At 72.1% G+C, this 20,363-nt stretch carries 16 protein-coding genes and 1 riboswitch; of the genes, 8 read left to right on the forward strand and 8 right to left on the reverse strand.

The genetic code is table 11. The features are described from left to right. The first annotated feature begins 41 nt into the window (after positions 1 to 41). A complete protein-coding gene (locus H9651_RS06640) occupies positions 42 to 3,608 on the forward strand; it encodes a S8 family serine peptidase (RefSeq protein WP_191718484.1) in 3,567 nt (1,188 codons plus the stop codon). 121 nt (positions 3,609 to 3,729) lie between these two features. After that, positions 3,730 to 4,311, forward strand: a complete 582-nt coding sequence (locus tag H9651_RS06645; protein WP_191718485.1) for a hypothetical protein — start codon at positions 3,730 to 3,732, stop codon at positions 4,309 to 4,311. Positions 4,312 to 4,455: 144 nt separating this feature from the next. On the opposite strand, the gene H9651_RS06650 is transcribed toward H9651_RS06645, so the two are convergent. Beyond that, on the reverse strand, positions 4,456 to 5,340 hold the full coding sequence (locus H9651_RS06650; RefSeq protein WP_191718486.1) for a bifunctional methylenetetrahydrofolate dehydrogenase/methenyltetrahydrofolate cyclohydrolase: 885 nt from the start codon (positions 5,338 to 5,340) through the stop codon (positions 4,456 to 4,458). Then, positions 5,337 to 6,611: a serine hydroxymethyltransferase gene (glyA, locus tag H9651_RS06655; RefSeq protein WP_191718487.1), complete on the reverse strand. Its 1,275-nt coding sequence runs from the start codon at positions 6,609 to 6,611 to the stop codon at positions 5,337 to 5,339. Before glyA ends, H9651_RS06650 begins: the two co-directional genes overlap by 4 nt. A 63-nt stretch (positions 6,612 to 6,674) precedes the next feature. Further along, positions 6,675 to 6,758: riboswitch (ZMP/ZTP riboswitch) on the reverse strand. A 132-nt stretch (positions 6,759 to 6,890) separates the two neighbouring features. On the opposite strand from glyA, the gene H9651_RS06660 reads away from it, so the two are divergent. The 4 genes from H9651_RS06660 (at position 6,891) to H9651_RS06675 (ending at position 11,445) form a co-directional block, all read left to right on the forward strand. Continuing rightward, positions 6,891 to 8,435, forward strand: coding sequence for a family 20 glycosylhydrolase (locus H9651_RS06660; protein ID WP_318244790.1), 1,545 nt, complete (start codon positions 6,891 to 6,893; stop codon positions 8,433 to 8,435). Beyond that, positions 8,432 to 9,574: an N-acetylglucosamine-6-phosphate deacetylase gene (nagA, locus tag H9651_RS06665; protein ID WP_191718489.1), complete on the forward strand. Its 1,143-nt coding sequence runs from the start codon at positions 8,432 to 8,434 to the stop codon at positions 9,572 to 9,574. The genes H9651_RS06660 and nagA overlap by 4 nt, the downstream gene beginning before the upstream one ends. Positions 9,575 to 9,640: 66 nt before the next feature. Next, entirely contained in the window at positions 9,641 to 10,039 is a 399-nt protein-coding gene (locus H9651_RS06670) for a YrdB family protein (protein ID WP_191718490.1), read from the forward strand. Continuing rightward, positions 10,036 to 11,445 carry an FAD-binding oxidoreductase gene (locus H9651_RS06675; protein ID WP_191718491.1) on the forward strand — a complete coding sequence of 470 codons (1,410 nt, stop codon included), beginning with the start codon at positions 10,036 to 10,038 and terminating at the stop codon, positions 11,443 to 11,445. The genes H9651_RS06670 and H9651_RS06675 overlap by 4 nt, the downstream gene beginning before the upstream one ends. A gap of 59 nt (positions 11,446 to 11,504) precedes the next feature. Here the strand turns inward: H9651_RS06675 and H9651_RS06680 are convergent, their stop codons facing one another. The 6 genes from H9651_RS06680 to H9651_RS06705 form a co-directional block, all read right to left on the reverse strand. Continuing rightward, positions 11,505 to 12,284 (reverse strand): glucosamine-6-phosphate deaminase, encoded by a 780-nt coding sequence (locus H9651_RS06680; protein WP_191718492.1) that lies wholly within the window; start codon positions 12,282 to 12,284, stop codon positions 11,505 to 11,507. After that, positions 12,277 to 13,185, reverse strand: a complete 909-nt coding sequence (locus H9651_RS06685; RefSeq protein ID WP_191718493.1) for an ROK family protein — start codon at positions 13,183 to 13,185, stop codon at positions 12,277 to 12,279. Before H9651_RS06685 ends, H9651_RS06680 begins: the two co-directional genes overlap by 8 nt. 2 nt (positions 13,186 to 13,187) lie before the next feature. After that, on the reverse strand, positions 13,188 to 14,051 hold the full coding sequence (locus H9651_RS06690) for a carbohydrate ABC transporter permease (protein ID WP_191718574.1): 864 nt from the start codon (positions 14,049 to 14,051) through the stop codon (positions 13,188 to 13,190). A gap of 8 nt (positions 14,052 to 14,059) precedes the next feature. Continuing rightward, entirely contained in the window at positions 14,060 to 15,034 is a 975-nt protein-coding gene (locus H9651_RS06695; RefSeq protein ID WP_191718494.1) for a carbohydrate ABC transporter permease, read from the reverse strand. A gap of 86 nt (positions 15,035 to 15,120) precedes the next feature. Next, a complete protein-coding gene (locus tag H9651_RS06700; protein WP_191718495.1) occupies positions 15,121 to 16,356 on the reverse strand; it encodes an extracellular solute-binding protein in 1,236 nt (411 codons plus the stop codon). An 82-nt stretch (positions 16,357 to 16,438) separates the two neighbouring features. Beyond that, on the reverse strand, positions 16,439 to 17,611 hold the full coding sequence (locus tag H9651_RS06705) for an ROK family transcriptional regulator (RefSeq protein WP_191718496.1): 1,173 nt from the start codon (positions 17,609 to 17,611) through the stop codon (positions 16,439 to 16,441). A 203-nt stretch (positions 17,612 to 17,814) separates the two neighbouring features. On the opposite strand from H9651_RS06705, the gene H9651_RS06710 reads away from it, so the two are divergent. Further along, positions 17,815 to 19,305 carry a L,D-transpeptidase family protein gene (locus H9651_RS06710; protein ID WP_191718497.1) on the forward strand — a complete coding sequence of 497 codons (1,491 nt, stop codon included), beginning with the start codon at positions 17,815 to 17,817 and terminating at the stop codon, positions 19,303 to 19,305. Between the two features lie 28 nt (positions 19,306 to 19,333). Then, positions 19,334 to 20,311 (forward strand): acetylxylan esterase, encoded by a 978-nt coding sequence (locus tag H9651_RS06715; RefSeq protein WP_191718498.1) that lies wholly within the window; start codon positions 19,334 to 19,336, stop codon positions 20,309 to 20,311. Positions 20,312 to 20,363 lie beyond the last annotated feature (52 nt).

Below are 20,363 nucleotides of genomic sequence, written 5' to 3' on the forward strand. Positions count from 1 at the left end.
CTCATACCGAACACTCAGGTTCGCTGACGGAGGCCCCCCGGATGACTCGATCGCTGTCGTTCCCGCGCATTCTGCAACTTCTCGCCGCGCTGGGGGTGGCTGCCCTCATCCTCGTCTCGCTCTCGCCACCCGCCCGGGCCGCCACCACCGACTTCAGTGCGACCCCGGTCTCCCCCGACGCTCCCGCGAGCTCCGTCGCGCGGTCGGCCACCGGCAAACTCGCCGAGAACGACCCCGACGTGCTCGCCCGCACGGACGGGGCCCGCACCGCCGTCATGATCAAGGTCGACGTCGACCCGGTGGCCGCCTACGCCGGCGGCCTCGAGGGTTTCGCCGCAACCAGCCCCGCCGTCACCGGCCGCGACCTCGCCGACTCCGACGTCGCGGCCTACACGCGCTACGTCGAGGAGCGCCTGGATGCCGCATTCGCCGAGGTCCAGGCATCCGTGCCCGAGGCTCGCCTGCTGTCGCGCCACGTCGTGGTGTACGGCGGCCTGTCGGTGATGATCCCCGCCAACCGGGCGAAGGACATCGCCGCGCTCGAGGGCGTCGCGGCCGTGCACGACAACGCGCTGCGCCAGATCGCCTCCCCCACCGAGACCCCGGCGCCCGAGCCGACGCCCGGCGAGACAGCCGCGCCCGACGAGACCCCGACACCCGACGAGTCGCCCGCCCCCGAGGGCACGCCGGCACCGGGCGAGACCACCGCGCCCGAGGAGACCCCCGCGCCCGAAGAGACGGTGACGCCGGAAGAGACCCCGGCTCCCGAAGAGAGCCCCGCCCCGGCGGAGCCCCCGGCGCTCGAGACCTACGACGCCGGCGGCATCGACCCCGACGCCGCCACCTTCATCGGTGCGGATGCCGTGTGGCCGGGTCTCGGCGGACGCGACCAGGCCGGCGCCGGCGTCATCGTCGGCGTGATCGACACCGGCATCTGGCCCGAGCACCCGATGCTCGCCGACAACGGCATCCCCACCCCCGAGGGCGGGCCCTGGGCGTGCGAGTTCGGCGACGGCTCGGCCGGCGACGCCTTCGAGTGCAACGACAAGCTCATCGGCGCCCACGCCTTCCTCGACGCCTACCAGCAGCTAGCCGAGGAGCCCGCCGGCGCCATCGACTTCTGCTCCGCATCCGGCTGCTCGGCGCGCGACTCCGACGGGCACGGCACGCACACCGCGACCACCGCCGCCGGCAGCGCCGTCGACAGCTCACCGGTGCTGGGCGTCGACCACGGCGCCATCAGCGGTGTCGCCCCGGGCGCCTCGGTCATCGCATACCGCGCCCTCGGCCCCGGCGGCGGATACAACTCCGACCTCGTCGCCGCCGTCGAACAGACGATCGTCGACGGCGTGGACGTCATCAACTACTCCGTCAGCGGCTCGGCGAGCATCTACACCGATCCGGTGGAGATGGCCTTCCTCGACGCGTACGCGGCGGGGGTGGCTGTGCACGCCTCGGCCGGCAACTCCGGCCCCGGCGCCTCGACCGCCAACCACGCGGGGCCCTGGACCACCACGGTGGCAGCGTCCACGTTCGACCGCGCGTTCACGACGACGCTGGAACTGTCCGCCGCCGACGGCGGCACGCTCACCAAGACCGGCGCGACCGTCACGCAGGGCGTCGCCGACGCTCCCGTCGTGCGCGCCGACGCCGTGCCCGGGTACACCGGCGGCATCCGCTGCGAGCAGCCCTTCGCCGCCGGCAGCCTCACCGGCACCGTCGTCGTCTGCGAGCGCGGCGGCAACGGCCGCGTCGAGAAGGGCTACTTCGCCTCGCTCGGGGACGCCGCGGGCATGATCCTCTACAACCCGACGACGATGGAGACCAACACCGACAACCACTTCCTGCCGACGATCCACCTCGAAGGCCCCAACGATGAGGTGCTCGCCTTCCTCACCCGCCCCGGCGTCACCGCCACGTGGGGCTCGGGGCGCGCGAGCGCGGCGCCGGGCGATGTGATGGCGAGCTTCAGCTCGCGCGGTCCCATCGGGGAGTTCCTCAAGCCCGACATCACCGCCCCCGGCATCCAGGTGCTCGCCGGTCACACCCCCGCCCCGAGCGGGTACGATTCGGGACCGGCCGGTCAGTACTACCAGGCCATCGCGGGCACCTCGATGTCGTCGCCGCACGCGGCCGGTGTCGCCGCGCTCGTCATCGCCGCCCGGCCCGACTTCACGCCCGGACAGGTGAAGTCGGCGCTCATGACCTCGTCGCTGCAAGAGGTCGTCAACGCCGACGGGACGCCTGCGGGCGTGTTCGACCGCGGCGCCGGCAGCATCCGCGCCGACCGCGCGGTCGCCCCGGTGCTGACCATCGCCGAGACGGCCGAGCGGTTCGCCGCGAGCGCCGGCGACGCGCTGGGACGGGTGGATCTCAACATCCCGAGCATCTACGTCGACCCCATGCCCGGTGCCATCGACACCTCGCGCACCGTGACGAACGTCTCCGACCGCCGGCAGACGTTCCGGGTGACCACCGAGGCCACCGGAGGTCTGCGGGTGACGGTGCCGCAGTCGCGGTTCACCCTCGCGCCCGGGGCATCCAAGAACCTGACGGTGATCATCGACGGGCTCGAGGCGGGCGAAGGCTGGCAGCAGGGCGAGATCACCCTCACCCCGACCGGAGGCGCCACCCCCGTGGTGATCCCGGTGGCCGCCAACGTGCGTGAGGCCGAGGTCTCGCTCGGCCAGTCGTGCGAGCCCGACACCATCCGTCGCGGCACCAGCACCACGTGCACGGTGACGGCGACGAACTTCCTGCCGGTGGAGGTGCCCGCCTCGATCCGCGTGACGGCGCACCCGTTCCTGAACATCCGCAACGTCACGGCCCCCGCCAAGCGCCAGTTCCTCGGAGCGAAGTGGGACGGCACGCTGAGCCCGGCGATCGCCCCGACGATCGAGTCGGTGGATCCGGATGCCGGCACCCACCCCGGCGGCGGCTACCTGCCACTGTCGGCGTTCGGCATCGCGCCGATCGGGGGGCTCGGCGACGAGGCGCACGTCAACTACACGCTGCCCAGCTTCAACTACGGCGGTGAGGTGTACGACAGCATCGGCATCGTCTCGAACGGCTACGTGGTGGTGGGCGGCGCGACCGCGGCCGATGTGTCCTGGCAGTCCACCGGCATCCCCGACCCCGCTGCGCCGAACAACGTGCTCGCGCCGCTGTGGACCGACCTCGACCCCTCAGCCGGGGGCGCCGTGCGCATCGGCATCCTGAACGACGGGGTGAGCCAGTTCCTCGTGGTCGAGTGGGAGGATGTGCCCACCTTCAGCGGCAACGGCAGCAACTCGTTCCAGGTGTGGGTCGCGCTCGGTGCCACCGAGGGCATGTGGTTCGCCTACGACGGGGAGCAGGTGCCCGATGCCGCGTCGGGTGCGGTGACCGGTGCCGAGAACCGCGACGGCACGAGCGGTGTCGTGGCCGACCCGCCGTCGGATGGCACCGTCTACGCGATCACGACGGCCCCGCCCACCGCGGGAGGCACCGTGACGTTCGACTACAGCGCCACCGGGGTGCTGCGGGGCACGTGGGACACGTGGGCGACGCTCACGAGCCCGCTGCTGCGCGCCATCCCCGCCGAGCAGACGACGATCACGGTGCGCTGACCCGGGGCGGGTCGCGACCCGATCGCTGAAACGACAACTGGCGGCCGAGACGATGGGAAACACCCGTTGTCTCGGCCGCCAGTAGTCGTCTCACGGCGGCGGGGCGTGCCAGAGTGACGGGATGAAAACCTGGGTCGTGCGGTTCGCCTCGCTGTATGTGTTCAACGTTGTGGTGCTCGTCGCGCTCGGGGCGCTGCTGCCGCGGGTGTCGGTGGGCTGGGCGGCGCTGTGGGCGGGGGTCGTGCTCACGGCGGCGACGATCTGGCTGAAGCCCGTCATCGCGAAGGCGTTCCGCGGCATGGCCGCCAAGTCCGCCGACCAGCGCACGCGCGTGGGCGAGAAGCTCGTGCAGGCGGGCCTGGTGTTCGTCGTCGAACTCATCGTGTGGGTGCTCGTCGTGCTGCTGTCCTCGGTGCACGTGAGCGGCCTGTTCTGGGGCTGGGTCGTGCCGCCGCCGGCGCTCCTGGTGGCCTGGCTCATCTACGACGCGGTCGACGATCGCATCGAGGCCCGCGCCGGCAGGCTGTACGACCGCGCGCGGGGCGGGCGCCGCACGGCGGCGGCATCCGATGCCCCTGCCCCGCCCTTCGGCCCGGCGTCGACCGCGACCGCCGGACGTCCGGATGCCACCCGGCCTGCCACGCCCGACGACGGCCTCACCGACGAGCAGCGTCGCCTGTTCGACGACCTCGGCAAGGGCTGACCGCCGCCCACCCCGTTCCGGCTGCAGGAGATCTCCCCACAACAGGACGGATGCCGCGGAATCATCCTGTGCCGGTGAGATCACCTGTACCGGAGAGATGGATGCCATGCACCGGCGCCCGGGTGCTCACCCGGCCGCGCGCAGTCACTCGGCGGCGGCGCGCTCCGCGGCCTCGACCACGTTCGTCATCAGCAGGGCGACGGTCATCGGGCCGACACCGCCGGGGTTCGGCGACAGGTACCCGGCCACCTCGGCCACGTCGGGGTGCACGTCGCCGTAGACCCGGTTCTTGCCGGTCTCGGGGTCGACCTCGCGGGTGACGCCCACGTCGAGCACCGCGGCGCCCGGGCGCACGTCCTCGGCGCGCACGATGTGCTTGACCCCCGCCGCCGCCACGATCACGTCGGCCTCGCGCAGGTGCCGCGGCAGGTCCACCGTGCCGGTGTGGGTCAGTGTCACGGTCGCGTTGTACTCGCGCCGCGTCAGCAGCAGCCCGATCGACCGGCCGATCGTCACCCCGCGACCGACGACGACGACGTGCTTGCCCGCCAGGTCGTAGCCGTTGCGGGTGAGCAGCTCGATCACGCCGCGCGGCGTGCACGGCAGCGGCGTCGTGATCGGAGTGTTCACGTTGAGCACGAGGCGACCGAGGTTGGTCGGGTGCAGGCCGTCGGCATCCTTCGCCGGGTCGATCCGCTCCAGGATCGCGTCGGTGTCGAGGTGGCGCGGCAGCGGCAGCTGCACGATGTAGCCGTGGCACGAAGGGTCGGCGTTGAGCTCGTCGATCAGCTCCTCGACCTGCTGCTGCGTGGCGTCGGCGGGCAGCTCCCGCTGGATCGAGTTCATCCCGATCGCCTCGGACTGCTTGTGCTTCATGCCGACGTACAGCTGGGATGCGGGGTCGGCCCCCACCAGCACGGTCGCGATGCCGGGGACGATCCCCCGCTCCGCCAGCGCCGCCACGCGCACGCGCAGCTCGTCCTTGATGGCCGCCGCGGTGGCGACCCCGTCGAGGCGGACCGCGGTCACTGCTGCAGACCGGGGTACAGCGGGAAGGCGGCCGTCAGGGCGGCGACGCGGGCGCGCAGCGCCTCGAGGTCGGCACCCGGCTGCAGCGCCAGCGCGATGACGTCGGCCACCTCGGTGAACTCGGCGTCGCCGAATCCGCGGGTCGCGAGCGCCGGCGTGCCGATGCGCAGGCCAGAGGTCACCATCGGCGGTCGCGGGTCGTTGGGGACGGCGTTGCGGTTCACGGTGATGTGGATCTCGTGGAGGAGGTCCTCGGCCTGCTTGCCGTCGATCGCCGCGTCGCGCAGATCGACGAGCACCAGGTGCACGTCGGTGCCGCCGGAGCGCACCGCGATGCCGGCGTCCTTCACATCCTGCTGCGTGAGGCGGTCGGCGAGGATCGCGGCTCCCCGCAGCACCCGCTCCTGACGCTCGGCGAACTCGGGGGTCGCGGCGAGCTTGAACGCCGTCGCCTTGGCGGCGATGACGTGCATGAGCGGCCCGCCCTGCTGGCCCGGGAACACGGCGGTGTTGATCTTCTTGGCGATGTCGGCGTCGTTGCTCAGGATGAAGCCCGAACGGGGTCCGCCGATGGTCTTGTGCACGGTGGAGGACACGACGTGTGCGTGGGGCACCGGGTTCGGGTGCAGGCCCGCCGCGACGAGACCGGCGAAGTGGGCCATGTCGACCCACAGCAGCGCTCCGACCTCGTCGGCGATCTCACGGAAGGCGGCGAAGTCCAGCTGACGGGGGTACGCCGACCAGCCCGCGATGATGACCTTCGGCTTGTGCTCGAGGGCGAGGCGGCGCACCTCGGCCATGTCGATGAGCGACGTCTCGGGGTCGACGCCGTAGGCGACGATGTTGTAGAGCCGGCCGGAGAAGTTGATCTTCATGCCGTGCGTCAGGTGACCGCCCTGATCCAGCGCCAGACCGAGCAGCGTGTCGCCGGGGCGGGCGATGGCGTGCAGCACCGCGGCGTTGGCCGAGGCGCCCGAGTGGGGCTGCACATTGGCGAACTCGGCGCCGAACAGGGCCTTGGCGCGCTCGATGGCCAGCTCTTCGGCGACGTCGACCTCTTCGCAGCCGCCGTAGTAGCGGCGGCCGGGGTAACCCTCGGCGTACTTGTTGGTCAGCACCGAGCCCTGCGACTGCAGCACCGACACCGGCACGAAGTTCTCGGAGGCGATCATCTCGAGGTACCCGCGCTGACGCTCGAGCTCGCGCTCGAGGACCTGGGCGATCTCGGGGTCGACCTCGGAGAGAGGGGCGTTGAACACGGCATCGGTCATGACGATCTCCTGACTGCACTGCTACACGGAACTCGGGTCGCACAGCCCGCACGGGGCGTGTCGAGACCCGGCCCAGGCGTGCGGTCGATGCCCTCATCAGTCGCTCCCCGGTGGTCCCCCACCTCAACGCCAGTCGCGACATCCCGAGCATAGCGGATGCCTGCTCCGGCACCGCGAGCACGCGAGTCACGATCGGCAACACGATCACGCCACGATCGGCAGCGTGTCCCGCCGACGCGGCACTCCCCGAGCGGATGCCGCAGACGACAGAATGGCGGTGTGCCGCACTCCACTCTCCCCCTCATCCCCCTCCCCGCGTCCGCCGTCGCCCGCGAGGATGCGGGCCTGCGTATCGGCGAGGCCACGCACCTCACCGGCGACCCCGACGCCGCGGCGACGTTCGCCGATCTCGTGGCGCGGCGCTGCGGCCTCCGACTCGCGGCCCCCGGTTCGGCGCCGGCCGAAGGCGCCGACACGATCGAGTTCCGGCGCGAGCACGCCCGGCCCGGCGGGCACGAGTCGTACACGGTCACCGTCGATGCGACATCCGCCGTCGTCGCTTCCCCCGGCGAGGCGGGCCTGTTCTACGGTGCGCAGACCCTCGCGCAGCTGGTCACCGGCGACGGCGAGGGCGGCTGGCTGATCCGGGCGTCAGAGATCGCCGATGCCCCGCGGTTCGCCTACCGCGGCGTCATGCTCGACGTGGCCCGCCACTTCTTCTCCGTCGAGACGGTGTGCGCCTACATCGACCGCGCCGCGGCGCTGAAGTTCAACCACCTGCACCTGCACCTCACCGACGACCAGGGGTGGCGCATCGAGCTCGCCTCCCGACCGGAGCTCACCGCGCGGGCCTCCGCCACCGCGATCGGCGGCGATCCCGGCGGGTTCTACACGCACGCCGACTACGCCGCCATCGTCGCCCACGCGGCCTCCCGCCACATGACCGTGGTGCCCGAGGTCGACGTGCCGAGCCACACCCACGCCATCGGCCTGGCCTACCCCGACCTCGCCGAGCCACCGGTCATCAGCGACACCGTCCGCGAGACGGCGGCGCAGTTCGGCGGGGGCCTGCCCACCCCGGGTGTCCCGTACACCGGCTTCGCGGTCGGGTTCTCGTCGCTGAAGACCCGCGATGAGGCGACCTACGACTTCCTCGCCGATGTGCTCGGGGAGCTCGCCGCGATGACGCCCGGCCCGTATCTGCACATCGGCGGCGACGAGTGCCTGGGCACCGACCCCGCCGACTTCGCCGACTTCATCGAGCGCGTGACGGAGATGGTCGCGAACCTCGGCAAGACGCCGATGGCGTGGCACGAGGCCGGCGCCGCCGGCCGGATCGCCCCGTCCACGATCGGCCAGTACTGGGGCCTGGTGACCCCGACCGATGACAGCGCGGCGGCGGCACAGGCGTTCGTCCGCGGCGGGTCGCAGCTCATCATGTCGCCCGCCGACGCGGTGTACCTCGACATGAAGCGCGACCCCGAGAGCCCGCTCGGGCTGCTGTGGGCCGACGGCGCCACGAGCGTGCAGCGCGCCTACGAATGGGAGCCGACCGCCGTGCTCGACGGCGTCGGCGAGGCGGAGATCCTGGGCGTCGAGGCGCCGCTGTGGACCGAGACCGTCAGGACCTTCGACGACATCGACGCGCTCGCGTTCCCCCGCATCGCCGCGGCCGCCGAGGCCGCCTGGTCGCCCGCGACCGGGAGCAGCCCCGACCGCACGTGGGAGTCGTTCCGCATGCGGCTGGCCGCGCAGGGTGCGGCGTGGGAGGCCGCGGGCATCGCCTTCGACCGTTCGCCCGAGATCGACTGGCCCGGCGCATGAGCGTCGCGCGGGTCGTCCACGACGTGCGCCTGGTCGACGCCGGCCGGGTGCACGATGCCGCCTGGGTCGCCTTCGACGGCGGCCGGGTCACCGCCGCGGGCCACGGCGACTCCTGGCGCGAGCTCGCCCCGCGCACGGCGCACGATGGTGGCGGCGCGTGGCTGACCCCCGGGTTCGTGGACATCCACGGCCACGGCGGGGCCGGCTGCGCGTTCGACGACGGCGACGAGGCGATCGCGACCGCGAGGGCCCTGCACCGCTCCCACGGGACCACGCGTGCGGTGCTGTCGCTCGTGACCGCCTCCGTCGACGACCTCGTCGCCCGCGTGGCGACGGTCGCGCGGCTGGCGCAGACGGATGCCACGATCCTCGGCTCCCACTTGGAGGGCCCGTTCCTCGACGTCGGCCACAAGGGGGCGCACACCGCGAGCCTGCTGCGCGCCCCCGACGCGGCATCCGTCGACCGGCTGCTGGCGGCCGCCGACGGCACGCTGCGCCAGGTGACACTGGCTCCCGAACTCCCCGGAGCGATCGAGGCGGTCGGCCGGTTCGTCGCGGCGGGCGTCGCGGTGGCCGTCGGCCACACCGACGCCGACGCCGATGCCGCACGCCGCGCGTTCGACGCCGGCGCGACGATCCTGACCCATGCCTTCAACGGCATGCGTGGCATCCACCATCGCGCGCCCGGACCCGTCGCCGCCGCTATGCGGGACGAAAGGGTGACCCTCGAGCTCATCGCCGACGGCACGCACGTGCACCCCGACGTCATGCGGCTCGCGTTCGCCGCGGCGCCCGGGCGCATCGCGCTGATCACCGACGCGATGGCCGCGGCCGGCTCCGCCGACGGCGCCTACACGCTCGGCGGCCTGGCCGTGACGGTGACCGACGGGGTGGCGCGCCTCGACGACGGCGGCGCGATCGCCGGCTCCACGCTCACGCAGGATGCCGCACTGCGGCTCGTCACCGCCGAGTGCGGGGTGGCGATCGCCGACGCGGTGGCGGCGCTCACAGCCGTGCCCGCGCGCGCGATCGGCGCCGCCGCGGGCTCGCTCGCCGTCGGCGCGACCGCCGACGCCGTGCTGCTGGATGCGGACCTGCGGGTGCGCGAGGTGTGGGTCGGCGGGGAGCCCACGGCCTGACCCGTGGCGCCACGGCCTGACCCGCAGCGCCACGGCGCACGCCCGGGCCGCGCGTAGACTGGCGCCATGTCCGATCTGCCCTCCGTGCGCCCCGCGCCCCCCGCCGAGCCGCAGCCCCAGCCGGGCATGCGCCCGGCGCTGAACGTGCTCGACGTGCTGTCGGTGCTGTGCGGCGTCTTCGCCTTCGGCACGCTGGCGTTCTGGGGCTTCGTTGCCTGGGACTGGCCGTGGAACCTCGTCGTCGGCATCGGCGCGCCGGTCGTCGCGATCCTGCTGTGGGCCCTGTTCGTGTCACCGCGCGCCGTGCTGGCGGTGCACCCATTCGTGCGCGCACTGGTCGAGCTGTTCGTGTATGCCGCCGCGACGATCGCCTGGTGGGCCCTCGGCTACGCCTGGGTCGGCCTCGGCTTCGCCGTCGTCGCCGTGACCGTCGGTGTGATCGTCGGACGCCGCCGCTTGGCATGACCGAGCAGGCAGGTTCTGCGGCGTCAGCGACGACGTCGACCGCCGGGACCGACGTCGTCGCGCTGCTGCGCGCCGCGCTCGGCGGCCGCGTCGACACCTCCCCCGCCGCCCTCGACGACGCCCGCGCCGACGAGTCGGGCCACGCCTCGGCCGGCCGTCCGCTGGCCGTCGTGCGCGCGGCATCCGTCGCCGACGTGCAGGCGACGCTGCGCATCGCCACCGAGACCCGCACCCCCGTCGTCACGCGCGGCGCGGGCACGGGCCTCGCCGGCGGCGCCAACGCCGGGCCGGGTGAGATCGCACTGTCGGTGCGCGACATGGACCGCATCGTCGAGGTGCGTCCCGACGATCTGCTCGCGGTGGTCGAACCCGGCATCCTCAACGCCCACCTCAACGCCGCCCTCGCCGCGGCGGGCGTGTGGTGGGCGCCGGACCCCGCCAGCCGCGAGATCTCCACCGTCGGCGGCAACATCGCCACCGGCGCCGGTGGGCTGCTGTGCGCGAAGTACGGGGTCGTCCGCGACGCGGTACTGGCCCTGGACGTCGTCCTCGCCGACGGCCGCCTGCTGCAGCTCGGCCACCGCAGCGTCAAGGGCGTGACGGGGCTCGACCTCACCGCCCTCATGATCGGCTCCGAGGGCACCCTCGGCGTCATCGTCGGCGCGACCCTCAAACTGCGCCGGCTCGTACCGGGCACTGTGCAGACCCTCGCCGCGACCTTCTCCGACGTGCGCGCCGCGGCGGCGGCCTCGGCCGCGGTCACCGCGAGCGGCATCCAGCCGGCGATCATGGAGCTGATGGATGCCACGTCGCTGGCGGCCGCGCACCGGCTGCTGAGCCTGCCGGTCCCCACCCCGGGCGCCGCGCAGCTGACGATCCAGACCGATGGGCCGGCCGCGCACACCGAGGCCGAGGCGATCGCCGCCGTGCTCGCCGGCGCGGGCGGCACGGTCGTGCTCGCCGCCGACACCGCGGAAGGAGACCACCTCCTCGCCGTGCGCCGCGCCATGCACCCCGCCATGCAGACGCTCGGGACGACCCTCATCGAGGACGTCTCGGTGCCACGCAGCGAGCTGGCGGCGATGTTCGACGAGATCGCGCGCATCGAACACGACTACGGCATGGTCATCCCCACCGTCGCCCACGCCGGCGACGGCAACCTGCACCCGAACTTCGTCTTCACCGGCCCCGAGGTGCCGCCGCAGGTCTGGGACGCCGCCGACGAGCTGTTCCGTGCGGCGCTGCGCCTGGGCGGCACCCTCACCGGCGAGCACGGGATCGGTGTGCTCAAGCGGCGGTGGCTGGCCGACGAGCTGGGCGAGGACCAGTGGCGACTGCAGCGCGACATCGCGCGCGTGTTCGACCCGCTCGGCATCCTCAACCCCGGCAAGGTCTTCGCCGCCTGACGCCGGGGCCGCGCGTCTGCAGTACGCGACGCGCCGCCGCCCCGGCGCTCAGCGCTCGGTCAGAGCCCCTGCCAGGCGGGCTTGTGCGCCCACGCGTAGCGGTAGTAGTCGGCGCGGGTCAGGCGCGACGCGGCGGCCTCGTCGACGACGACGGTCGTGTGCGGATGCAGCTGCACGGCGGAGCCCGGCAGCGACGCGCTCACCGGCCCCTCCACGGCGCCGGCGACGGCCTCGGCCTTGCCCTCGCCGAAGGCGAGGAGCACGAGGTGACGGGCGGCGAGGATCGTGCCGAGCCCCTGGGTGATGCAGTGCACCGGCACCTCGTCGGCGGAGTCGAAGAAGCGGGCGTTGTCGGCGATGGTCTGCTCGGTGAGGGTCTTCACGCGCGTGCGCGAAGCGAACGACGAGCCCGGCTCGTTGAAGCCGATGTGCCCGTCGGTGCCGATGCCCAGGATCTGCAGATCCACCCCGCCCGCCTCGGCGATGCGGCGCTCGTAGTCGGCGCCGGCGTGTGAGATGCCGTCGAGGGAGCCGTCGGGCACGTGCACGCGCTCGGGGTCGAGTCCGAGGGGTTCCACCACCTCGCGGAAGATGACGTTGCGGTAGCTCTCGGGATGCGCCGGGTCGATGCCGACGTACTCGTCCAGCGCGAACCCGCGCACCCGCGACAGGTCGACCTCGTCCCGCCGTGCCCGCAGCGCCTCGTACACCGGCAACGGGGTGGAGCCGGTGGCAAGGCCCAGCACGGCATCGGGCGTGCGACGCACGAGCGAGAGGATCTCCTCCGCGACAAGAGCCCCGGCCTCCGCCGGGGTGGGGACGATGACGATTTCAGCCATGGGTGTGTACCTCCTCGGGCGCGGATGCCGCGCCGACCAGTGCCGCGCCCAGAGCTGCGGCAGGGGAACCGGCCGGGAGCAGCGTGACTCTCTCATCCAACCGCAGTGAGCGCAGGAAATCAGACGCGCAGGCCCGGGAATTCAGTTCTTCGCGCACGGGTCCGGCGATCCGCTCGCCGAGCCCGGTGAGGCCGCCACCGAGGACGACCACGTCGACGTCGGTCGTGAGCACGAGCACCTGCGCCGCCGAGGCGACCGCCCGCACCGCGCCGGTGCGCAGCGACGCGGCGTGGGGGTCGCCGGCATCCGCTGCGTCGAACAGGTCGCGCACCGGGAATTCGCCGGGTCGACCCCACCGATCGGCGAGGGCCGCGCCTCCGGCGAGCGCCTCGATGCAGCCGCGTTGGCCGCAGCGGCACTCCGGTCCCGCAGGGTCGATCGAGATGTGCCCGACCTCCCCGGCGGCGCCGCGTCCGCCCCGCCGGAGCCGGCCGTCCGAGACGATGCCGGCGGCGACCCCGGTGCCGAGGTTGAGGTAGGCGAGGGATCCGGCGCGTCCGCGGAGGGCGTCCGCGCCGAGGGCTGCCGCCTTCACGTCGTTCTCCACGGCCACGGGGGCGGCGACGACGGAGGCCAGGGCGGCGAGCAGATCGAGGTCGTCGATGCCGAGGTTGAGAGCGTGGGTGACCCGTCCGGCGTCGATCTGCCCGGGAATGCCCACGCCCACCGAGCGCACCGGGCCCGCCTCGTCCTGCAACGCGGCGACGGCGGCGGCGATGCCCGCCACGACGGCGTCGGCACCCCACCCGGTACGCGTGCGCACCTGGGCGACGATGCGGTCGTCGTCGTCCATCGCGACGCCGAGGGTCTTGGTGCCGCCGACATCGAGTCCCACGCGCACCATCAGCCCTTGACCGCCCCGGAGACCATGCCGCCGGTCATCCGGCTCTGCACGATGAGGAAGAACACCACGACCGGCACCGCCACGAGGGTCGAGCCCGCCATGAGCTCGGCCCAGTTGATGCCGCCGTTGGGGTCGAGGAAGGTGCGCAGCCACACCGGCAGCGTCATCGCCTCGGGGCGGGGGTTGAGCACGAGGGCGAAGACGAACTCGTTCCACGCCTGGATGAAGCCGAACACCCCGGTGGCCACGAGGCCGGGGGCGAGCAGCGGGAAGGTGATCTTCCAGAACGCCTGCGAGCGGCTGAGACCGTCGATCATGCCCGCCTCCTCGAGCTCGATCGGCACGCCGTTGACGAAGCCGCGGAGCGTCCAGATGGTGAAGGGAAGCACCGTGGCGATGTACACCAGCGACAGCCCGATGACGGTGTTCAGCAGCTGCCACCCGTCGACGAGACGGAACACGGAGATGATCATCGCCTCGGCCGGGATCATCTGGATGATGAGGATCGTGATGATGAACGGCGCGCGGCTGCGGAATCGGAACCTGGTGACGGCGAGGGCGGCGAGGAAAGCGAAGACGAGGGCGACCACGACGGTCAGCAACGCCACCATGAGCGAGTTGCCCAGTGCCGGCAGGAACGGCGCACGGGCCGAATCCGAGACGACGCCGAGGTAGTTGTCGAGGGTGAAGTTGTCGGGCCAGAAGTGCAGCTCGCTCCCCCGCACCTGCCCGTTGGGCTGGAACGACGTGTTCACCATCCAGTAGACGGGGAACACCGAGGCGGCGAACACGACGAGGGCGGTCACCACCGTCAGCACCGAGCCGACCCGGCGTCCCACGCGCGACGGGCGGCGGACGGACATGGCGACGCTCACAGCGATTCCTCCTTCACGCTCCGGCGCACGTAGGACGCCGAGAGCCCGACCAGCAGCAGTACGACGATCACCGAGATCGCCCCGCCCGCGCCGAAGTCGCCGGAGCCCAGCGAGACGCGGTAGATGTAGACCCCGAGCGTGTTGGTCTGCTCGGCGAGCCCGCCGATCGACTGCAGCGCGTAGATCTGGGTGAACACCCGCAGATCCCAGATGACCTGCAGGATCGTCACGATCGCGAGGATCGGGCGGATGTAGGGCACGACCACGAGGAAGAAGCGCTTGAGCGCCCCTGCACCGTCCAGCTGAGCTGCTTCGAGCACTTCGTCGGGCACCTGGGTGAGACCGGCGTAGACGGTGAACGCGACGAACGGCACCGCGCCCCACACGATGATGATCGTGGCGACGAAGAAGAAGCTGAGCGGCTCGATGAGCCAGGAGTGCCCCGCGTACTGCTCGAGCCCGAACGTGTTCACCAGCACGTTGTTGAGCACGCCGTACTGGGTGTCGAAGATCCAGCCCCACACGATCGTCGCCGACAGCGGCGGCATGGCCCACGCCAGCAGCAGTCCGACCGACACGACCGTGCGCAGCACCGCCCCGAGGCGCTTGAGCAGCAGTGCGACGAGGATGCCGAGCACCATCGTGATCACGACGCACACCGCCGCGAACATGAGCGATCGGCCCAGCACCTGCCAGAACTCCGGGTCGGTGAGGACGTCGAGGTAGTTGGCGAGGCCGACGAACTCGGGCGCGGCGCCGAAGACCTGCGCCCGACCGAACTCCTGCACCGACATGATGAGCAGCTGCAGCAGCGGCCAGCCCGTGATGACGGCCAGCACGATGAGGGCGGGGACGAGCAGTGCGTAGGGCGTGAAGCGGCCGCGGCGCCGCCCGCGGCGGGGCGGGCGCGGCTCGGGGGTGTCGCCGTCGGCGACGCCCGTCGGGGGGCCGAGCGTGCTCTGGGTGGTCATGGTGCTCCTCGGGGAAAGGGTGGGCCGCCGGGGGTGTTCGCCGCCGGCCCCGACATCACCGGGCGCGGCACGGGGCCGCATCCGGGTCAGCCGTTGAGGATGTCCTCGATCTTGGTGTCGACCTCGGTCGCGAGCTCGGCGACGTCGCCGCCCTGGGAGATCTTCACGAAGAAGTCCTCCAGCACGCGGGAGGCCTCGACCTCCGCCCAGTTGGGCGAAGCCGGGGTCAGCTTGGCGTTGCCGGCGGCTTCGGTGAACGCCAGTGCCTCCGGGGTGTCGCCGAGGGTGGAGGCGAGCGACTTCTTCGCCGGGATGAGGCCGTTCTCGCCGTAGATCGTCTGGAACTCATCGCTCATGATGATCTCCAGCGCGCTCTTGGCGAGCTCGGGGTGGGCGGACTTCGCCGAGATGCCGATGTTGGAGCCACCGGCGAAGACCTGCGCGGCGCCGCCGTCGATGCCGGGGAGCGCGTAGACGAAGGGGGCGGCGGGAGCAGGGTCGGTCTCGCACTCGCTGGCCAGCCCCAGCGCCCAGTTGGGGGCGGAGAACTGGATCGCGGTGCCCTCGCAGTACGGCGTCCACGGCTCGGCGTTGTCGCCGTCCTTGGGGGCGGTGGAGGCCGTGGTCATGAGGTCCTGCACCTGCAGGAGACCGGCGACCGACTCCGCCGAGCTCAGCTGCGCGTCCCACTGGTCACCGTCGGCGACGGCGATCTCGCCGCCGTTCTCCCAGATGAACGGGAGCGCGTTGTACCAGTCCTGACCGGCGAAGTAGATGCCGGAGTCACCGGGGTTGGCCGCCGCGAGCGCCTTCGCCTCGGCGATGTAGTCCTCCAGCGTCTCGGGGGCGGCGGAGACCAGCGCGGGGTCGGCGAAGACGACACGCGCGCCGGAGTACAGCGGCGGCGCGTAGAACGCACCGTCGTAGCTGCCTGCCTCCACGAAGCCGGGCAGCAGGTCGTCGCCGCCGAGGTCCTCGTAGATGTCCGAGATGTCCAGCAGCGCCCCGACCGAGGTGAAGGCGGGGGCCTGCGTGTTGCCGAATTCGACCAGGTCGGGACTGTCGGAGCTGGACAGGCTCGTGGTGAGCTTGTCGACCAGTCCGTCCCAGGACTGCTCCTCGATCACCAGGGTCGAACCGGGGTTCTCCTCGGCGAACGTGTCGGTGAGGTAGTCGCGGGCTTCCTGGGGCGTGTCGGTGCCGACCAGCCAGACACGGATCTCTGCACCTTCGGCTTCGTCGCCGCCGGTGCTGCCGCTGCAGCCGGTGAGTACGAGCGCCGCGGCGCCGAGGAGCGCAACGGCTCCAAGCGTCTTGTTCATGGTGTTCCTTCGTTCTCGTGGGTGGGTGTGGTTCTGGTGAGTGGTGTGGTTCTCGTGGGTGGGCCGGGCGGCCCGGTGCAGATCAGGACACTCCGAGGCGTCCGGACAGCACCATGACGGCGGCACCACGCAGGACGATGTCTGCGCCTTGCTCCGTCATCCGCACGCGCAGACCCTCGTGGAACTCGGCGAGGGTGCGGGCGCGGAGGGTCTGGGCGGTCTGCTCTGCGAGCGGGCCGTCGAGCAGTTCCGGGGGGCCGGAGAGCACGATCTCCGACAGGTCCAGCGCGCCGACGACGGGCGCCAGGGCGATGCCCAGCCGTTCCCCGGCATCGCGGAGGATGCCGTCGCGGTCGGCGGCGCCGGCGGCGGCGAGCCGGGCGGTGAGGGCGGGCGCCGCCAACCAGGCCTCGAGGCATCCGTCCTTGCCGCACGCGCACGCAGGTCCCCCGTCGGTGCCGACGGTGACGTGGCCGATCTCACCCGCGGCGAAGCGGCCGCCGCGCATCGGCTGTCCGCCGGCGAGCAGACCCGAGCCGACACCGCGGTCGACTTTCACCAGCAGCACGTCTTCGCCGGCACCGCCGAAGGTGTACTCGGCGAGCACCGCGGCGTTGGCGTCGTTGGCCACGAGCACCGGGAGCCCCAGCGCGTCGGCGAGGATGGCCCGCAGCGCCAGACCCGACCAGCCGAAGGTGGGCGCGGTGAGCACCACCCCGTCGTCGTCGACGATGCCGGGGGTGCCGATGCCGACGCCCAGCACCGGCGCGTGCGAGTCGGCGACGAGCTCGCGGACGAACGCGACCAGGGCGCCGACGACGGCGTCGCCTGCGGGGAGGGGGATCTCCCGCCGCACCACGATCTCGCCGTCGAGGGTGAGGACGGCACCCAGGATGCGGTCGCTGCCCGACAGGTCGATGCCGACGATGCGGTGCCCGTCGCGATCGAGGTCGACCAGCATCCCGGGTTTGCCGGGGCCGGAGGCCTCGCGCGTGCCACGCTCGGCGATGAAGCCGTCGGCGATGAGCTCGGCGACGAGATCGGAGATCGTCACCCGGGTGAGCGCCGTCTCGCGGGCGAGGTCGGCACGACTCATCGCACCGCGCTGGAACAGCGTCTGCAGCACGAGGGAGCGATTGTGTGCTCGCGCGTGCTCCGGCAGCACTTTGCCGCCGGGGCGCAGCGGGCGCGCGGCGCCATAGCCGCGCAGGGCGGTCTCGGAGGCGGGGTTTCGCAGGGCGTCGGTGCCGGGCATGTTTGTTAGTAGAGCTTACGAATGCCGCCCACGCAAGAGCGGGATCGCTGTTTGCGAGGACTGTTTACAAAAACGTTATGCAGACAGGTCCGCCCCTCGGTCCCGCACTCCCCTCTCACCGTGACCCACCCGTTGCCCCGAGTGCGGACCGCGTCCTTTACCATGGGGAGGACGTATCGGAGCACGCAACCGGGGGGTGGAACGTGACGGACGTAGTCACACGTACTGACATCGACGAATCTGACGACGCCACGGCAGACGATTCACCGACGCTCGCACTGGGCGCCACCGGCCATGACGACGGTGGCGGCGAGGCGCAGTGGGCACCGGCCGAACCCGCGCGCAAGAAGCGCCGACTGGGCCTGTGGATCGGCATTCCGGTGGGCGTCGCTGCGCTCGGCGCCGTCGCGGCATCGTTCATGCTGATCGCGCCGGGCACCACCGTCGCGGGTGTCCCGGTGGGACTGCTCACCCCCGGTGCCGCCGGCCAGGCGATCGCGGAGCGCCTCGAGAGCACCGAGATCGTCGTCGGCGGCGGACAATCGGTGTCGGCCGCTGACCTCGGCGCGCAGCTGGATGCCCGCGAGATGGCCACCGCCGCCTTCGAGACGCGTCCCGCGTGGAACGTGACCCAGTGGTTCGGCGACCCCGTCCCCGCGACGGTCACGATCGATCCCGCTCTCACCGCAGCGGCTCTCCAGACGGCGGCGCCGGACCTGTACACCGTGCCGACCGACGCCGCGCTCACGTTCGACCCCGCTTCCCAGACCTACGTCGTGACACCCGCCGTCGACGGCGAAGGCGTCGACCCGGCCGCCGTCGAAGCAGGCCTCCAGCAGGCGCTCGACGACGGTGCCACCACCGTCGTGCTCGATGAACCGGCCCTGGCCCCCGTCGCGCCGCTGACGACCACCGAGTCGGCCCAGGGCAGCGCCGACGTCCTCAACGCCATGCTCGACACCGCCGGCTTCTACGTCGGCGAGGAACGCACGGTTCCGATCGACCGTGCGGTGCTGGCATCCTGGATCACCCTCAGCACCGGAGAGGACGGCACGGTCGAATTCACCGCCGACCCCGCCGCCATCCAGCCCGTCGTCGACACCCTGCCGGGCCTGGTCGACCGCGCCGCGGTGGATGCCACCGTCATCACGAACACGGCCGGCGAGCATCTCTGGGACATCCAAGCAGGCCAGGCCGGTCGGGCCCTGGAGACGACCGACGGCATCGCCGCCGGCTTCGCCGACCAGCTGGCCGACGGCAACGCGGTGTACGCCCTCCCCGTCAAGGAGACGGAGTTCCAGACCACGGCGCTGGCCCGCACGATCGACGTCAACCTCAGCGCCCAGCGGGTGACCCTGTACGAGAACGGGGCCGCCGTCGACTCCTGGCTGGTCTCGACCGGCAAGCAGGGTGCCCCCACGTACACCGGCAACTACACGATCAACAGCATGTACCCCATGCAGACCCTGTACGGCACCTACCGCGGACCCAACGGTGAGCCTCGCGGCCCGTACGTGCAGCCCGACGTGAAGTGGATGATGTACTTCAACGGCGGTCAGGCCTTCCACGGCGTGTACTGGCACAGTAAATGGGGCACGCCCAGCAGCCACGGCTGCGTCGGCATGCCGGAGTGGCGCGCGGCACAGCTCTACGACTGGGCAGCGCCCGGCGTCGAGGTGTCGATCCACTACTGACCGGCGCCCGCCCCCTATGGTGGCGAGCGTGCCACGATTCGATCTGACCCCGACAGAGCTGACGGCGTACCGCCCCGACGTGCGCGAACCCGACGATTTCGACGACTTCTGGTCGCGGACGATCGCCGAGTCGCGCGACGCGGGGGGTGAGGTGCGACGGGTTCGCGTCGACACCCCCTTCACGGTGTTCGACGTCTACGACCTCACCTTCCCGGGCTTCGGCGGGGAGCCGGTGAGCGCCTGGCTGACCCTGCCGCGCGGCGCGACGGGCCCGCTCCCGGCGGTCGTCGAGTTCAACGGCTACGGCGGGGGGCGAGGTCTTCCCGGCGAGCGCAGCGACTGGGCCGCGGCCGGGTACGTGCACCTGTTCATGGACACCCGGGGGCAGGGATCGATGTGGGGATCGGGTGGCGACACCCCCGACCCGCACGGATCGGGCCCGAGCGCCACCGGGTTCCTCACCCGCGGCATCGACGATCCCGAGAGCTACTACTACCGGCGCGTGTTCACCGACGGCGTGCGCGCGGTCGACGCGGTGCGGTCGCTGCCGGAGGTCGACCCCACCCGGGTGGCGATCGCCGGCGGCAGTCAGGGCGGCGGCATCACGCTCGCCGTCGCAGGCCTGGCCGAAGGGCTCGTCGCCGCGATGCCCGATGTGCCGTTCCTGTGCCACTTCGAGCGCGCCGTGGGGCTCACCGATCGGGACCCCTATCACGAGGTCGTTCGCTACCTGTCGGTGCATCGCGGTGCCGATGAGCGCGTCTTCGACACCCTGTCGTACTTCGACGGCGCGAACTTCGCCAAGCGGGCCACCGCGCCCGTGCTGTTCTCCGTGGCCCTCATGGACCCGGTGTGCCCGCCCTCGACGGTGTACGCCGCGTTCAACCACTACGCCGGCGACGACAAGCGCATCGAGGTGTACACCCACAACCAGCATGAGGGCGGGCAGGCGCACCAGTGGTTCGCGCAGGCGGCATTCCTCGCCGAGCGCGCGACCGCAGGGTGAAATCCCGGTGACGGGTTCGCCCCGAAATGCGACGGGACGCGAAACCCCGTTA

It is taken from the genome of Microbacterium pullorum, assembly GCF_014836535.1.
Lineage (GTDB): Bacteria > Actinomycetota > Actinomycetes > Actinomycetales > Microbacteriaceae > Microbacterium > Microbacterium pullorum.

What these genes read in the sequence shown, in the direction of transcription:
- H9651_RS06640 (WP_191718484.1), top strand. Translation starts at nt 42, where the DNA reads ATGACTCGATCGCTGTCGTTCCCGCGCATTCTGCAACTTCTCGCCGCG.
- H9651_RS06705 (WP_191718496.1), bottom strand. Translation starts at nt 17,611, where the DNA reads ATGCCCGGCACCGACGCCCTGCGAAACCCCGCCTCCGAGACCGCCCTG.
- H9651_RS06670 (WP_191718490.1), top strand. Translation starts at nt 9,641, where the DNA reads ATGTCCGATCTGCCCTCCGTGCGCCCCGCGCCCCCCGCCGAGCCGCAG.
- H9651_RS06680 (WP_191718492.1), bottom strand. Translation starts at nt 12,284, where the DNA reads ATGGCTGAAATCGTCATCGTCCCCACCCCGGCGGAGGCCGGGGCTCTT.
- nagA (WP_191718489.1), top strand. Translation starts at nt 8,432, where the DNA reads ATGAGCGTCGCGCGGGTCGTCCACGACGTGCGCCTGGTCGACGCCGGC.
- H9651_RS06645 (WP_191718485.1), top strand. Translation starts at nt 3,730, where the DNA reads ATGAAAACCTGGGTCGTGCGGTTCGCCTCGCTGTATGTGTTCAACGTT.
- H9651_RS06700 (WP_191718495.1), bottom strand. Translation starts at nt 16,356, where the DNA reads ATGAACAAGACGCTTGGAGCCGTTGCGCTCCTCGGCGCCGCGGCGCTC.
- H9651_RS06695 (WP_191718494.1), bottom strand. Translation starts at nt 15,034, where the DNA reads ATGACCACCCAGAGCACGCTCGGCCCCCCGACGGGCGTCGCCGACGGC.
- H9651_RS06690 (WP_191718574.1), bottom strand. Translation starts at nt 14,051, where the DNA reads ATGTCCGTCCGCCGCCCGTCGCGCGTGGGACGCCGGGTCGGCTCGGTG.
- H9651_RS06675 (WP_191718491.1), top strand. Translation starts at nt 10,036, where the DNA reads ATGACCGAGCAGGCAGGTTCTGCGGCGTCAGCGACGACGTCGACCGCC.
- glyA (WP_191718487.1), bottom strand. Translation starts at nt 6,611, where the DNA reads ATGACCGATGCCGTGTTCAACGCCCCTCTCTCCGAGGTCGACCCCGAG.